This is a genomic window from Enterococcus sp. 4G2_DIV0659 (assembly GCF_002140715.2).
GTDB classification, from domain to species: domain Bacteria; phylum Bacillota; class Bacilli; order Lactobacillales; family Enterococcaceae; genus Enterococcus_L; species Enterococcus_L mansonii.
The window spans coordinates 290,001-306,367 of record NZ_NGLE02000001.1; the positions used below are offsets into that span (position 1 = coordinate 290,001).

General features: G+C 38.4%; 11 protein-coding genes, 1 tRNA gene and 1 rRNA gene. 2 read left to right on the forward strand and 11 right to left on the reverse strand.

The genetic code is table 11. The annotated features are described in order from the left end of the window. Window positions 1-182: 182 nt before the first annotated feature. The 7 genes from A5880_RS01405 to A5880_RS01435 all read right to left on the reverse strand — a co-directional run bounded on the left by A5880_RS01405 (window position 183) and on the right by A5880_RS01435 (window position 7,357). Window positions 183-255: transfer RNA gene (locus A5880_RS01405), tRNA-Ala, on the reverse strand. A gap of 83 nt (window positions 256-338) precedes the next feature. Then, a 16S ribosomal RNA gene (locus A5880_RS01410) occupies window positions 339-1,899 on the reverse strand. A 629-nt stretch (window positions 1,900-2,528) separates the two neighbouring features. Continuing rightward, window positions 2,529-4,025 carry a HAMP domain-containing sensor histidine kinase gene (locus tag A5880_RS01415; protein ID WP_086331968.1) on the reverse strand — a complete coding sequence of 499 codons (1,497 nt, stop codon included), beginning with the start codon at window positions 4,023-4,025 and terminating at the stop codon, window positions 2,529-2,531. An 11-nt stretch (window positions 4,026-4,036) separates the two neighbouring features. Continuing rightward, a complete protein-coding gene (locus A5880_RS01420; protein WP_010765234.1) occupies window positions 4,037-4,723 on the reverse strand; it encodes a response regulator transcription factor in 687 nt (228 codons plus the stop codon). Between the two features lie 160 nt (window positions 4,724-4,883). After that, complete coding sequence (gndA, locus tag A5880_RS01425) at window positions 4,884-6,305, reverse strand: NADP-dependent phosphogluconate dehydrogenase (RefSeq protein ID WP_086331441.1); 1,422 nt, start codon at window positions 6,303-6,305, stop codon at window positions 4,884-4,886. A 246-nt stretch (window positions 6,306-6,551) separates the two neighbouring features. Then, window positions 6,552-6,731 carry a 50S ribosomal protein L32 gene (gene rpmF / locus A5880_RS01430; protein ID WP_069634653.1) on the reverse strand — a complete coding sequence of 60 codons (180 nt, stop codon included), beginning with the start codon at window positions 6,729-6,731 and terminating at the stop codon, window positions 6,552-6,554. Between the two features lie 56 nt (window positions 6,732-6,787). Further along, entirely contained in the window at window positions 6,788-7,357 is a 570-nt protein-coding gene (locus A5880_RS01435; RefSeq protein ID WP_086331442.1) for a YceD family protein, read from the reverse strand. Window positions 7,358-7,514: 157 nt separating this feature from the next. Between A5880_RS01435 and A5880_RS01440 the strand changes: the two genes are divergently transcribed. Next, window positions 7,515-8,294, forward strand: a complete 780-nt coding sequence (locus A5880_RS01440) for an ABC transporter ATP-binding protein (protein ID WP_086331443.1) — start codon at window positions 7,515-7,517, stop codon at window positions 8,292-8,294. A 199-nt stretch (window positions 8,295-8,493) separates the two neighbouring features. Here A5880_RS01440 and adhP read toward each other — a convergent pair whose 3' ends face one another. The 4 genes from adhP to dnaE form a co-directional block, all read right to left on the reverse strand. Further along, the gene (adhP, locus tag A5880_RS01445) at window positions 8,494-9,513 is read right to left on the reverse strand and encodes an alcohol dehydrogenase AdhP (protein ID WP_086331444.1); all 1,020 of its coding nucleotides are present in this window, start codon (window positions 9,511-9,513) and stop codon (window positions 8,494-8,496) included. Between the two features lie 186 nt (window positions 9,514-9,699). Continuing rightward, window positions 9,700-11,457 carry a pyruvate kinase gene (pyk, locus tag A5880_RS01450; protein ID WP_086331445.1) on the reverse strand — a complete coding sequence of 586 codons (1,758 nt, stop codon included), beginning with the start codon at window positions 11,455-11,457 and terminating at the stop codon, window positions 9,700-9,702. An 80-nt stretch (window positions 11,458-11,537) separates the two neighbouring features. Next, window positions 11,538-12,500 (reverse strand): 6-phosphofructokinase, encoded by a 963-nt coding sequence (gene pfkA, locus A5880_RS01455; protein WP_086331446.1) that lies wholly within the window; start codon window positions 12,498-12,500, stop codon window positions 11,538-11,540. A 171-nt stretch (window positions 12,501-12,671) separates the two neighbouring features. Beyond that, the gene (dnaE, locus tag A5880_RS01460; protein ID WP_086331447.1) at window positions 12,672-16,004 is read right to left on the reverse strand and encodes a DNA polymerase III subunit alpha; all 3,333 of its coding nucleotides are present in this window, start codon (window positions 16,002-16,004) and stop codon (window positions 12,672-12,674) included. Between the two features lie 108 nt (window positions 16,005-16,112). On the opposite strand from dnaE, the gene A5880_RS01465 reads away from it, so the two are divergent. Further along, on the forward strand, window positions 16,113-16,301 hold the full coding sequence (locus A5880_RS01465; protein ID WP_086331448.1) for a YjzD family protein: 189 nt from the start codon (window positions 16,113-16,115) through the stop codon (window positions 16,299-16,301). Window positions 16,302-16,367 lie beyond the last annotated feature (66 nt).

A 16,367-nucleotide genomic window follows, 5' to 3' on the forward strand; every position in this document is an offset into this window, starting at 1 on the left:
TCTTACGATCGGTTTTGTTTGGCTCGTTTCTCTAGCGATAGAGGCGTGACCAATAAAATAAGCTTCGAACAATTTTAATTAAAAAACTCATTCAACGCGGTGTTCTCGGTTTGTTTTGATTACTTTTTTACTTCAATATCCAGTTTTCAATGAACAATACTTAGTAATCCAAAGATTACTAATGGAGCCTAGCGGGATCGAACCGCTGACCTCCTGCGTGCAAAGCAGGCGCTCTCCCAGCTGAGCTAAGGCCCCGTGGTACTTATTAATTTGAGAGTAAACCTCTCAAAACTGAACAAAGTGTTAACGAATGTGTAAGTTTCCGTAATATTCCTTAGAAAGGAGGTGATCCAGCCGCACCTTCCGATACGGCTACCTTGTTACGACTTCACCCCAATCATCTATCCCACCTTAGGCGGCTGGCTCCACAAGGGTTACCTCACCGACTTCGGGTGTTACAAACTTTCGTGGTGTGACGGGCGGTGTGTACAAGGCCCGGGAACGTATTCACCGCGGCGTGCTGATCCGCGATTACTAGCGATTCCGGCTTCATGTAGGCGAGTTGCAGCCTACAATCCGAACTGAGAGAAGCTTTAAGAGATTTGCATGACCTCGCGGCCTAGCGACTCGTTGTACTTCCCATTGTAGCACGTGTGTAGCCCAGGTCATAAGGGGCATGATGATTTGACGTCATCCCCACCTTCCTCCGGTTTGTCACCGGCAGTCTCGCTAGAGTGCCCAACTGAATGATGGCAACTAACAATAAGGGTTGCGCTCGTTGCGGGACTTAACCCAACATCTCACGACACGAGCTGACGACAACCATGCACCACCTGTCACTTTGTCCCCGAAGGGAAAGCTCTATCTCTAGAGTGGTCAAAGGATGTCAAGACCTGGTAAGGTTCTTCGCGTTGCTTCGAATTAAACCACATGCTCCACCGCTTGTGCGGGCCCCCGTCAATTCCTTTGAGTTTCAACCTTGCGGTCGTACTCCCCAGGCGGAGTGCTTAATGCGTTAGCTGCAGCACTGAAGGGCGGAAACCCTCCAACACTTAGCACTCATCGTTTACGGCGTGGACTACCAGGGTATCTAATCCTGTTTGCTCCCCACGCTTTCGAGCCTCAGCGTCAGTTACAGACCAGAGAGTCGCCTTCGCCACTGGTGTTCCTCCATATATCTACGCATTTCACCGCTACACATGGAATTCCACTCTCCTCTTCTGCACTCAAGTCTCCCAGTTTCCAATGACCCTCCCCGGTTGAGCCGGGGGCTTTCACATCAGACTTAAGAAACCGCCTGCGCTCGCTTTACGCCCAATAAATCCGGACAACGCTTGCCACCTACGTATTACCGCGGCTGCTGGCACGTAGTTAGCCGTGGCTTTCTGGTTAGATACCGTCAAGGTAAGAGCAGTTACTCTCCTACTTGTTCTTCTCTAACAACAGAGTTTTACGATCCGAAAACCTTCTTCACTCACGCGGCGTTGCTCGGTCAGACTTCCGTCCATTGCCGAAGATTCCCTACTGCTGCCTCCCGTAGGAGTCTGGGCCGTGTCTCAGTCCCAGTGTGGCCGATCACCCTCTCAGGTCGGCTATGCATCATGGCCTTGGTGAGCCGTTACCTCACCAACTAGCTAATGCACCGCGGGTCCATCCATCAGTGACACCCGAAAGCGTCTTTCAAATCAACACCATGCGGTGTCGACTATTATGCGGTATTAGCACCTGTTTCCAAGTGTTATCCCCCACTGATGGGTAGGTTACCCACGTGTTACTCACCCGTCCGCCACTCCTCTTTTCAAATGAGTGCAAGCACTCGGTAGAAAAGAAGCGTTCGACTTGCATGTATTAGGCACGCCGCCAGCGTTCGTCCTGAGCCAGGATCAAACTCTCATAATAAAAGTTGAACACGATCTTGCGATCGTTAAGCTCATTTGTTTGCTAGCATATTGCTTCGCTTGTTAAAAATTGTTGTTTGTTTTTACCGTTGTAAAAACAACCTACACATTTGGTTCGTCTTACTTTGTTCAGTTTTCAAAGGTCTACTGTGTTACCTCGCAGCAACTTTTACATCATATCAAATCTGAAATTCGATGTCAACACTTTTTTAAAAAAGTGTCAAAGTTTTTCTGCTTGCGGTTATCGTTTGTTTCAGCGACAACTTCATTAGTTTATCAGGTTGTTTGTTATTTGTCAACAACTTTCTTCCTGATTTTTCAAGTTATTTCAGTTACTTTTCTTTAGCAACTTTGTTATTCTAACATGACTGTATTTTGTTCGTCAAGAGAAATTTGATCTTTTTTTCTTAATGAATTTAACCAGTTATGTTTATCAGAACATTTATAAATATAACAAGACTTATCATAAAAAGCAACTAGAAAATGCCTATTTTTCTTTCTTTTTTTTCTTAGCGAACAAATCGATCTGTCTCTAGTTTAGCATTCGCTTTTTCTGTAGCATTTCAACTTTTTCTTTCTTTATTATTCGTTAAAAAACAAAAAAGAGCAAAGCTGATTTTGCTTTTGCTCTTATACTTCGCTGTTAGTAACAATAGGAATGTAAATTCTAAAAATAGTTCCCTGGTGAACAACACTTTCCGCATCTATTCTTCCCTTATAATTTTCAACTAACTGTTTTGCGATAGATAATCCTAAACCATTACCGCCTTTATTGCGGGCACGAGCTTTATCCACTCGATAGAAACGATTAAATATCTTATCTAAGTCTTCTTCTGGAATCCCTTCTCCAAAATCTTGGATAGCAATTTCAAATTCACTTAAGGTTTTAGAGATGGAAACATGAACTTCTTTGCGACTCGTGGAATATTTCACTGCATTATCCAAAATAATAATCAAAAGTTGCTCAAAATGATTACGGTAAATCCCCAATGTTATTTCATGAGGTAAGTCATCATCTAACGTCATTACAAAATCCGGATATAATATTTTAAAGTTATTAAATACTTGATACACCACTTGCTTTGCATTAGAGGTTCTATTTGAATATTGTATGTCTACTTGTTCTGCACGGGATAAATCAAGCATCTCTTGAACGAGACTTTTCATTCTGACAATTTCTTGCAGACTAGCTTCTAGTGATTCATCTAATACTTCTGGATCTTCTTTCCCCCAGCGATTTAATAAGTTTAAATGTCCTTCAATAATTGCCACAGGGGTTCGCAATTCATGGGAAACATCTTCAACAAACTGTTCTTGTTGTTCAATATAACGTCGCATCCGATCAAGCATTTCATTAAATATCTCAGCCAAATCTGCCAATTCATCATTAGAGTTGATGTTCGGCATATGAATATCAGATTGAGGATCTTTTCTAATCGTATCCATTGTATCTCTCAATACTTTTAATGGTTTTAAGAAGTAAGACGACAAAATAAATCCTAGTATGCTGCTTAAAATCAAAGAAACAACCTCTAAAATAATTAGAGTTAATAATAACCTATTTCTAATATCATAGAAGGAAGACAACTCATAAAATGCTTGTATATACCCTACTGGTTCTCGATTGCTTTTTGAACGGACTGGTTGGATAATCAAAAAACCAGTTTTGTCGTTTAATGTTTTTATTTCAGCATGTCGCTGTTCTTTTTCGATTAATTTACTTTGTCCTTTTTGTGTTTCAAAGACCAAGGTCCCTTTAGTATCATATATAGATAAGAAAAGTGGGGGTTGTCCTAGTTCAGACAACATAGTATCCATTTCCATCAATGAGCCTTCTACAGAAAGTTTTTTACTATCTAAATCATTTTCACCTAAACTTGGCGCTTTTAGTTTTTCATAAACTTCTGACACAGTCAAATTATCATCAACATTTGCTAAACGATTACCAACTTCTGCAACTGTCCGCTCAACATTTTCACGTTCTTTTTCAACAATAAGGTTAACCGATGATTTATACGTAATCACGGCAAAAATTGTAAATACTACAAATATGAAGAAAGAACTTGCAGAAGCCCACTTAATTGTTAAAGAAGGCCCCTTCAGTTCTTTTTTTACAGCTTTTTTCATTTTAATCGTTCTCACGAGCGCATCACATAGCCTGTTCCACGAACTGTTTGGATGTAACTTTCCTCACCCGGAACATCAATTTTGTTACGTAGGTACCGAATATAAACATCAACGACATTCGTTTCAACTTCTGTCTCATATCCCCATACTTTATTTAAGAGTACATCACGGGCTAAAACAACATTAACATTTTCCATCAATGTTAATAACAATTCATACTCACGTTTCGTTAATTCGATCATCTCAGAATTGCGACGCACGACACGATTTTCTTTTTCAATCGTTAAATCACGATACGTAATTGTTGTTTGCTTTGCTACATTTTTATCACCTTCGATATCAATTCGGCGAAGTAACGCACGCAAACGCGCAAGTAGCTCTTCAATGGCAAATGGTTTTACAATATAATCGTCTGCTCCGTGATCTAAACCAGATACTCGATCGATCACTGAATCTCTTGCAGTCATCATGATAATTGGTGTGTTTTTCACTTGACGCACACGGCGACAAACCTCAAGCCCGTTTAATTCTGGCAACATCAAATCTAAAAGGATAGCATCCCAATCATTATTTAAAGCCGCTTCTAAACCAGTACGTCCATTGTAGTGAACTTCCGTTGTATAGCCCTCATGCTTCAGTTCCAGTTCTACAAAACGCGCTAAGTTTTTTTCATCTTCAATAATTAGAATATTACTCATTGGTTATTTGTCCTTTCTCTTTAAAAGCTATCTTAAAGCCTACCCATTATACCTACTTTTAACTCAAAAAGCTAGTAACAACCCATTTATTTCTCACAGTCTCTTCAAAAATAAGAGAGAAAACCATGAGAAATCTATAACTCCCATGGTCTCCAACATATTATTCTTCGTGATACCAACTGTAATGATACGTACCTTCTTTATCTACACGCTGATACGTATGAGCGCCAAAGTAATCTCTTTGCGCTTGGATAATATTTGCTGGCAAACGTTCTGAACGATAAGAATCATAATAAGCAATAGCTGAAGCAAATGTTGGAACCGGAACACCTGCTTGAACAGCGATTGATACAACATCGCGAACAGATTGTTGATATTTTTTTGTAATATCAATAAAATAGTCGTCCAATAACAGATTCTCAATTGTTGGGTTTTTATCGTATGCATCGGTGATTTTTTGTAAGAATTGCGCGCGAATAATACAGCCTGCACGCCATATTTTAGCAATTTGACCAAATGGCAAATCCCACTCATAATCTTCTGAAGCGACACGTAATTGAGCGAATCCTTGTGCATAGCTCATGATTTTACTAAAGTAAAGAGCTTCACGGATTTTTTCGATCAATTCTTTTTTATCCCCTTGATATTCGATGGTAGCTGGTTTGGCTAACACTTTACTTGCTTTGACACGCTCATCCTTGTAAGCAGAAATAAAACGAGCGAAAACAGACTCTGTAATCAATGGAAGTGGTACACCTAAGTCTAACGCACTTTGGCTAGTCCATTTCCCTGTTCCTTTATTTCCGGCAGCATCCATAATCACATCAACGATTGGTTTACCTGTTCCTTCGTCATCTTTGCGCGTTAAGATATCCGCTGTGATTTCTACAAGGTAACTGTCTAACTCACCTTGATTCCATTCTTTGAAAATCTCTGCCATTTCATCAACAGAAATACCTAGAATGTTTTTCATTAAATCATAAGACTCTGCAATTAACTGCATATCACCGTACTCTATTCCATTATGAACCATCTTAACGTAATGACCCGCACCATTGGGACCGATGTAAGTAACACATGGTTCACCATCTTCAGCTTTAGCTGAGATTTTTTCTAATATCGGTGCAACTAATTCGTAGGCTTCTTTTTGTCCTCCTGGCATAATAGAAGGCCCTTTCAAAGCTCCTTCTTCACCGCCTGAAACACCAGTCCCGATAAAGTTGATTCCTGAATTAGCCAATTCTTCATTTCGGCGGATTGTATCTTTGAAGAACGTATTTCCTCCGTCAATCAAAATATCCCCTTTGTCCAAATGAGGCAATAATTCTTGTATTGTCGCATCTGTCGCAAAACCCGCTTGAACCATCAGCATGATACGACGTGGTTTTTCAATAGAGTCTACAAACTCTTCAATTGTGTAAGTCGCTTTAAAATTTTTATCTGGATGCTCTTCAACCACATCCGTTGTTTTTGAACCTGTACGATTGAATAAAGCAACTGAGTATCCTCTGCTTTCAATATTCAATGCTAAATTTTTTCCCATTACGGCCATTCCGACTACGCCAAATTGCTGTTTTGTCATTTGGTATCCTCCCACTATCTTTGAAAAGAATTTCATTAGAATCTTATAATAATCTACATTATTATAACGTACAATGCTTGATATGAAAACAAAATAGTTTGAATAAATTGATTTATTCTGCTTTATTTTATAAAATTTAGACGTTTTTTGGCAACTGTCAATTCATCTCGTTTTATAGTTATTTAAAACAAATCCCCTAGGCTCCATGGTTAGCCTAGGGGATTTTAACATTTTCAAGAAAATGTTTTATGCTTCTTTAGAGACTACGTCTTTTCCATCATAATGACCACATGCTGGACATACGTGATGGCTTTTTCTCATTTCACCACAGTTTGAACATGCATTCAAACCTTTGATTGTTAATTTGTAGTGAGTACGACGTTTGCCTTTTTTAGCTTTAGAAGTTCTTCTAGCTGGTACTGCCATTGGTGTTCCACCTCCTTGTAAAGATGTGTGCATAAAATGCACGATATATTCCAATCCTACTGCTTATCGTCTTCATCAGTAGATTCACTGAATAACTCGGATAATTTAGCAAGACGAGGATCCATAGTTTGTTGTGCTTCTTCTTGTCTTTTCTCTAAGTAATCATCTTCTGATAGAACTTCCCAGTCATTACCCTTAGGCATCTCATGACTTGTTTGTTCTTCTTCTGATAATACTTGTATCGGAATTGCTAAAAGAATGTTATCTTCGACTGACTCATCTAAATCAATTGTTGGTTTTTCCAATAAAATGATTTCTTCATCAGCCAAGCGTTCATCTTTGTTTTGATATTGTTCAGCAGTCATAAAAACTTCATCAACATCGATTGTCATCGTAAGTGCAACAGGTGTTAAAGAACGTGAAGATGGAACTGTTAGAATAACATCAATTCTATAATGAAGCAAATACTCATCATTTCCTAGTGTTAACATCCCGACAGTTTTAACAGGACTAACATCCAGAATCTGATCATCTCTTTTCATCAAGGACGCCTTTAAATCAAGTGTCTCTGAAAATTCACATGGTTTGTCTTTGTATTTGTTTAGTTCTAGTAAAGACCATTTCATATTCATCACCTCACAACGCAACAAAAGCAATTATACAGGGGGATGAAAGCTTTGTCAATGAAATTTTCTTGACAGTGTTTTCTTCTTCCACTTTTTTTCAGTCTCATTGATTTTATTCTTGCTATTTAATGGTAAAATATAAAAAAGGAGGAATTGTATGAATGCATTTGATTTTGAAAATGTCTCTTTTATTCGGGATAAAAAGACGTTGTTAAATAACGTAAATTGGCGCGTAAAGTCATCGGAAAATTGGGCGATACTTGGGCTAAATGGTGCAGGGAAAACATTACTTTTACAATTAATTTGTGGTTATTTGTGGCCTTCAAAAGGGCGTTTAGAGGTGTTGGATCAAGTATTTGGACAAGCCTCCATACCTGAATTACAGCGAAGAATCGGCTGGGTCAGCACCGCTTTACAGTATCGTATGAAAAATTGGGAAACAGCTGAAAAAATTGTTCTTTCTGGTAAATTTGCAAGCATTGGTCTTTATCAAGAGTATTCTAAAGAAGAACTAGAGCAAGCAAAAACTATTTTGAAAAATGCTGGCGGTGAATCATTAATCGGTAAAAAGTATGAGGTTTTGTCACAAGGAGAACGCCAGCTTGTTTTGATTTCCAGGGCTTTGATGGCGAACCCTGAATTATTGATCTTAGATGAACCTTGTAACGGTTTGGATTTATTTGCTAGAGAAGAGTTATTGGCACAAATCCAACAAATCGCAATGCAAAAAAATCATCCAACCTTGCTTTATGTGACTCACCATACAGAAGAAATCCTTCCTTGTTTTGATCATTTGATGTTATTAAAAGATGGAGAAATTTTTGCCAAAGGTGGGCAAAAAGAGTTATTTACTGAAAAAAAATTAACTGATTTTTACGCTGAGTCAATTCAAATTATTCCTTTAAAAAATGAACGTTTTGCCGTATATCCTAGATAGGAATGTTAAGCTTATAAAAAATCTAGACTTAAGCAACTCGTTTCGTTGTTGCATTTTTTGACAGTTATACTAAAAAACGCACAATACATAAATGTATTGTGCGTTTTTTAGAAATTTATCGAAGAGTCCGACTTCTTCTATTTTTTTAGACTTTTAGTGATTCAGCTAAAACTTAAACAAGTTTATCTTTGTCACAGGTCTATTTCTTCATGTCAACGACCATTCTACCTTTGATTTTGCCTTGTTCCATTTCTTCAAATATGTCATTGACTTCATGTAGACAACGTGTTTCAACAACCGGAACTACTTTGCCTTCTGCACCAAATTGGAATGCTTCTTCTAAATCTTTACGTGTACCAACTAGAGAACCAACAATCTGAATACCGTCAAGTACTGTTTTCACAATTTCCAAGTCCATTGTTTCTGGCGGAAGTCCAACTGCTACCACTTTACCTGCCGCACGAACTGAATTAACCGCTTGATTGAAGGCAACTTTTGAAACGGCTGTAACAACAGCTGCATGTGCGCCTCCAACGTGTTTTTGAATCCATTCTCCTGCATCGCCATCTTTTAATGGGTTGCACACTAGGTCTGCACCAAGCTCTTTGGCAAATGTCAATTTATCATCATTTATATCAATTGCAATTACTTTCGCATTGAAAACATTTTTAGCGTATTGAATCGCTAGGTTTCCTAGTCCGCCAATCCCGTAGATTGCTACCCATTGTCCAGGTTTTACATCAGAAACTTTGATTGCTTTATAACACGTCACCCCAGCACATGAAATACTACTTGCTTGGGCTGGATCCAAACCTTCTGGTACTTTTACAGCGTAATCAGCTTTGACAATACATTGTTCTGCCATTGCACCATCTACAGAGAAACCAGCATTTTTTACTTGACGACAGAATGTTTCACGTCCTGTGATACAATACTCACACGTTCCACACCCTTCAAAAAACCAAGCAATACTCACACGATCGCCAACTTTTAGACTTTCAACACCGGGAGCGATTTCTTTCACGATTCCGATCCCTTCATGTCCGATTACACGACCAGGCACTTCGCCAAAATCGCCATGAGCTACATGTAAATCTGTGTGACAAACACCACAATATTCTACATCTACTAAAGCTTCGCCAGCTTCTAGTGGTCGAATCGCTACTTCTTTGATTTCTACTTTTCCATTATTTTCTTTACTTACAACAGCTGCTTTCATTGTATCACTCCTGTATTTATTATTATGTGGTAACAATTACATTTTACCATGTATGAAATCGTTTTAACAGTCTTTTTGAGAAATTTTTCACAATATATGAAATTTTGTTCAACTTTCATAAAAAAGAGTGGAAATGAATCACTTTGCACGATTCATTTCCACTCTTTAAATTGTATGATTAATGGATTAGATAGCTGTTGTAGCTCCGCGGTATACAATACCACGACGAGGATCAACAGTGATCAATTCATCATTAGCAATCAAGTTAGTTGCATCTGCCGCACCAACGATTACTGGAATATCCTTCGCAATTGCAACAACTGCTGCATGTGAAGTCAATCCACCTTCTTCAACAACTAAAGCAATTGCTTTGTCGATTGCAGGCATGTAATCTTTGTCTGTTGTCTTAACAACCAAGATAGATCCTTCTGTTGCATTTGCTACTGCTTCTTCAGCCGTATTTGCAACAACTGCCTTGGCAATCACTGAGGCTTCGCCAATTCCTTGACCTTGAACTAATTTTGATCCAATCATTTGGATCTTCATTAAGTTTGTTGTTCCTTTTTCACCAACTGGTACACCAGCAGTGATAATGATCAAATCGCCTTCGCTTGCGAAACCTTCTTCTTGAGCGGTATGAGTCGCTAAGTTGAACATTTCATCTGTACTTGCTGGTTTTTCAGCAACAGTTGCATAAACACCCCAAGATAATGACAAGCTACGAGCTTTTTGTTCTGAGAATGTGATAGCCACAATGTGAGATTTTGGACGATATTTAGAAATCATACGGGCAGTGTGACCTGATTCAGTCGCAGCAACGATTGTTTGGATTCCTAAATTACGCGCAGTATGACCAACAGATTGGCCAATTGCTTCTGTCATATCTGTTTTGCTGTAAAGTTTTAGTGCAAAAGAATCTTGATTGATCAACGCTTCTTCTGTACGAACTGCGATACGAGCCATTGTTTGAACCGCTTCTAATGGGTAATCCCCAGCAGCTGTTTCACCAGAAAGCATAACTGCATCTGTTCCATCGTAGATTGCATTAGCAACGTCATTGGCTTCTGCACGTGTTGGACGTGGGTTACGTTGCATAGAATCTAACATTTGAGTTGCAGTGATAACTGGTTTACCTAATGCATTACATTTTTTGATTAATTCTTTTTGAACAACAGGAACGTCTTCTGTTGGAATTTCAACACCCATATCACCACGGGCAACCATCAAACCGTCAGAAACTTTTAGGATTTCGTCAATATTGTCGATCCCTTCTTGGTTTTCGATTTTAGGAATGATTTGGATATGTGTCGCATCTTGTTCTTCCAAAATTTTAGTAATTTCTAAAACGTCAGTCGCACGACGAACGAAACTTGCTGCAATGAAGTCAACACCTTGTTCAATACCAAAACGGATGTCAGCAGCATCTTTATCTGTGATTCCAGGAAGATTTACAGAAACACCTGGTACATTCACGCCTTTTTTATTTTTTAATACGCCTTCGTTTTTCACTTCTGTAACGATTTCGTTTGCATTGCGATCGATATCCGTTACTTCTAAGTCAATTAATCCATCATCTAAAAGAATATGAGAACCAACGTTTACATCGTTAATTAATTCTGGATAAGTAATTGAGAATTTTTCGTTTGTTCCTAAAACTTCCGTCATAGAAAGGCGTACTGAATCACCTGTTCTTAAAGTGATTGCACCATTTTCCATTTCGTTCGTACGGATTTCAGGCCCTTTTGTATCAAGTAAGATTGCCACACGTTTTCCTGTGATTTTTGCAGCCTCACGGATATTTTTGATGCGGTTTCCATGTTCTTCAAAGTCACCATGTGAGAAGTTCAAACGGCAAACATTCATCCCCGCATTCATTAAGTTTACTAGCATATCAATCGATTCACTAGCTGGTCCGATCGTACATACGATTTTCGTTTTTTTCATTACCAAACGCTCCTATTCCATTTTTGTTTATATGTTGTGAAGAGTATCTATTTTCCTCAAGGGATACTTTGTATCGTTTATTAAAAAGAAATCTCTTGATTTAAATCATAAAGTGATAAGTCCGGTTTATGTTTGTGGTTTTCCAGTGTATCTACGATATCTGCTGATACAACTTCGTTATCCAGCATACCGATGCATTGACCGCCTTTTCCTGCTTTCAATAATTCGACCGCATATGAACCGAATTTGCTAGCAAGTACACGGTCACGAGCACTAGGCGAACCTCCACGGACTACGTGTCCTAAGATAGAGACACGTGTATGGAAATCACCATGTTCAGAAAGTTTATCAGCAAATTCATTGCCGCCCATAACGCCTTCTGCTAAGATGATTAAACAATGTTTCTTCCCGCGATCACGGCCTTCTCTGATACGTTTTGCTACTTTAGACATATCAAAATCATGCTCTGGGATGATGATTTCATCTGCTCCACCTGCAACACCTGACCAAAGAGCGATATCGCCTGCGCCACGTCCCATCACCTCAATAACGAATGTACGCACATGGGATGTTGCTGTATCGCGAATACGGTCAATCGATTCTAAAACTGTATTAATCGCAGTATCAAAACCAATTGTAAAATCAGTTCCCGGAATATCATTATCGATCGTCCCTGGAATACCAACTGCTGGAAATCCGCGTTTTGTTAACGCCATTGCACCATGATAAGAACCATCTCCACCGATAACAACTAAGCCTTCGATGCCGAATTTTTTTAATTGCTCGATCCCTTTTAATTGTCCTTCTTCAGTTGCAAATTCAGGATAACGTGCAGAATACAAGAATGTTCCTCCACGTTGGATTTTATCGCCAACATCAGCGATATCCAAGCGGCGAATGTCTCCAGCTACCAATCCTGCAAAACCGTAGTTAATCCCATAAACTTCGATTCCGTCAAAAATCCCTTTACGTACCACTGCACGAATTGCAGCGTTCATTCCTGGGGCGTCTCCCCCACTGGTTAAAATACCGATACGTTTCATTCGTTCTTTCACCTCATATAATATACTTTTAAGCTGCAACAAGGTTTGTCACAGTTATTCATTACTCAAAAATATTACGTCACTCATTTTACCATTAATAGTGCAAAATGTCTTGATTTAAGAAGAAATAATTGAAAAAAGATGAAAACAATTAGTATTATTTACCGTAAATCATTTGAAAACAACATTTTGACTGCCTAAAATCGTGATTAATTGCTGCTTTACATCTTCTGAATCTGTGAGCCAGTTTTCTTCTCCTAAGACTAATTTTTTGCCGTTTTCCTCAAAATAAAGAATCACAGGTATTTGTCCTAAGTGCTGTTGAATCACTTCACGTATCTTTTGTAATACGTCTTTTCCATCGTTTTCTTTTGTAATTTTTAAGTAACAGGTTGTTGCACTAATACTTTTTTCAATATCACTTGCTTTTTCAATACGATTAACCAACAATTGTAGTTCCTGATTATAGTTGCTTTTTTCTATTTTGCCTTCGACATAGTAGACTTGAGCTTTTTCTACATTCTGTCGAAGCGTTCTAAAAACGGTGGGAAACAGCGTCAAAGATAAGGAGCCTGTTAGGTCATCCCCTTCAACGAAAGCCATTTGTTCGCCTTTTTTTGTTCGTATCACACGAGTTTCTTTTATATAGATTAACAAACGAGCTGTCTGATTTTCCACCACATCACTTACTAGCATCACTTGTTTGGCTAAACGTGTTTTTTTAAATTCTTCCGTGGGATGTCCAGAAAGATAGACGCCTAAATACTGTTCTTCTTGTTCTAACTTTTCTTCTAAAGAGTAATCTGACACTTCCACTTCTTTGAGCTTCAACGTCTCTTCTAAGAGATTCATACTGCCACCGCTATAGATAATATTTTGGATTTCACTCTCTAGACTAACCGCAAGTTGTCGTCGATTAGGTTGTAGCTCATCAAAAGCACCAATAGCGATTAGGGGCTGAATATTTTCAGCTTTTAGCCATTTGCGATCGATCCGCAGTAAAAATTGATTAAAGGATGAAAATGGCCCTCGCTCTTTTCGTTCATCTAAAATATTTTGAATAAAGTCTCTACGAATTCCTTTTAAAGAACTGAAACCGAACATGATTTGATGATCCTTGTTTAAATAAAAACTGTATTGACTGGTATTAATGGATGGTTGTAAAATCTGCATCTTATTTTTACGGGCTTCTCCAATGTATTCCTTTATTTTCGTCGGATTATGTCTAACTGAATGAAGAATTGCAGCATAAAATGCACCAGGATAATGAACCTTTAAATACGCCATTTGGAAACCTATAAATGAGTAGGCAAATGCATGGGATCGATTGAAACCATAATTTGCAAAACGCTCAATATAATCATACACGACAGTTGCCACAGATTCACTATGCCCTTGTTGCATCGCACCTTCGACAAAATGTTTTCTCTCTTCATCCAACACGTCTTTTTTCTTTTTGCTGACAGCTCTTCTCAAAATGTCTGCCTGACCTAAACTAAAGCCAGCCATAGACGATGCTACCTGAATAATTTGTTCTTGATAGACAATTACCCCATAGGTATTTTTCAAAATTGGTTCTAATGTTGGATCGGGATAATCAATCGGTTCTATGCCTTTTTTCCTACGAATAAATAAGTCGATATTTTGCATTGGACCCGGACGATATAGCGCATTAACCGCTGCAATATCTTCAATATTAGTCGGCCCTAGTTTTCGTAAAACATTTCGGATACCTGCCGACTCAAATTGAAACACACCGCTAGTTTCTCCCCGTCTAAATAATGCTAGTGTCATGTCATCATCCAAAGGAATTTGATTTAACCTAATTTCTTCCTTGTAGGCTCTTTTGACTGATTTTATTGTATTATCGATAATCGATAAATTTCTTAACCCTAAAAAATCCATTTTCAGCAAACCAATTTTTTCAACATCATTCATAGTGAATTGAGTCAGAAAAATATCGTTTGAACCTGGTTGCAAAGGTACAAGCTGTAATAAATCAGTATCACTAATGACGACACCCGCCGCATGTGTTGATACATGTCTAGGAAGTCCTTCCAAGCGTTTTGCCGTATCAAAAAGTAAGCGATTTGTATCTGATGATTCTGCTAACTCGACTAATTTCTTAGATTCTGCAAAAGCTGTTTTTAATGTTACTTTTAACGTATTAGGAACAGCACTTGACCATCGATTTGACTCGCTTTGAGACAATCCAAAAACACGGGCAACATCCCTTAAAACCATTTTTGCCGCCATTGTACCAAATGTAGCAATTTGAGCCATATGATAATGTCCGTATTTTTCCCGAACATAAAGCAATACTTCCTCACGACGATTATCTGGAATGTCTAAATCAATATCTGGCATAGAATGTCTTTCAGGATTTAAGAAACGTTCAAAGAGTAACTCATATTTTATTGGATCGACATCGGTAATCGATAATACATAAGAAACTAATGAACCTGCGGCAGACCCACGCCCTGCTCCTGTGACGATTTTTCTTTCATGTGCAAAGGCCATAACATCCCAAACGATGAGAAAATAATCATCAAATCCCATTGTATGAATAATATCTAATTCTTTGGTCAGACGTTCTTCATATTCAGCAGAAGCATTGGGGATACGCTCAAGTAATTTTTGCATGCAGAGTTCTCTTAAAAATTCTCCTGCTTCTCTATTTTCAGGCAGTGGATAATGAGGCAATAAACGCTGATGCAACGGTATATCAAGAATGCATAATGCTGCTAATTGTTCTGCATTTCGGAGTGCTTGCTCATTTGTCAGTGCACATAATTGTTGACTTGCTTCCTTTTCACCTCTCAAAAAATAAGGCCCTTCAATTTCAGGTTCTTTTAGATTCAAGCTCATCTGCTGACCTTCATCAATATGCTTTAATACCTTAAGTGCAAACCCATCTTCGCGGTGTAAATAACGGGTTTCTTGTAGCGCAATTATTGGTTGATTTATTTCATCATAAAACTGAAAAAGCTCTGGATCTGTCTCTGGATTACATGTGAAAGAAGCTCCTGTAAAAAATGAGGACGAATCAAATAAACGAGTAAGTTGTGCTAACCTTTCGAGCGCTTCATCCTTACTTCTTTTCAAAGCAAACCCAACTTCACCTTTGTCAGAAGGCATGACCGCAAATAAATGAGACAAGTGCTCTTTGATTTCTTTTAGGGAAAAAAGATTTTCACTAGTCATTTTTGCACTAGAAATTCTCATTAAATTTTGGTAGCCCTGCAAGTCTTTTGCATATAAAAGTAGTTGCGCGGTGTGCTCTGCTTTTTCTGGTGTATAATCCAACGCCAATCCGATAATTGGCTTGATCCCCTCTTTTTGGCATGCTTCAAAAAATTCAATTGCCCCATGCATCACATTGATGTCTGTTATCGCTAAGCTTGTATAACCTAGCTTTTTTGCTTGCTGAACTAGCTCTTGAATCCGAATAGTACTAGAAAGTAAGGAATAAGAAGTAATTGTATATAATTGTGGAAACGGCACAGGACATCTCTCCTTATAAGTGGGTTGATTTCAAAGAAAATGTAACTTTCAATTTCTTTACATTTAAAAAAAATGTGCTAAACTATAGCTAGAAAAGAGGTGCAATCCATGCGTTACATTCTTGTATTGTTATGGTCCTTTTTACTAGGACAAGTTGTTGGCTACATCGGCGGCGCTTTAAGTAGCGGCACTTATGACTTTATGTTAACAACGATTATATCATTAGTTACTGGTGTAATCATCCTATTAATTGGTCAATTTGCATTACCGAAAAAAGAAAACACAACAAATGCTTAATAAGCATGGCTGAACAAAAAGTTGAGCGATAAAAAAACCAGTTACTACAAACATTGTAACTGGTTT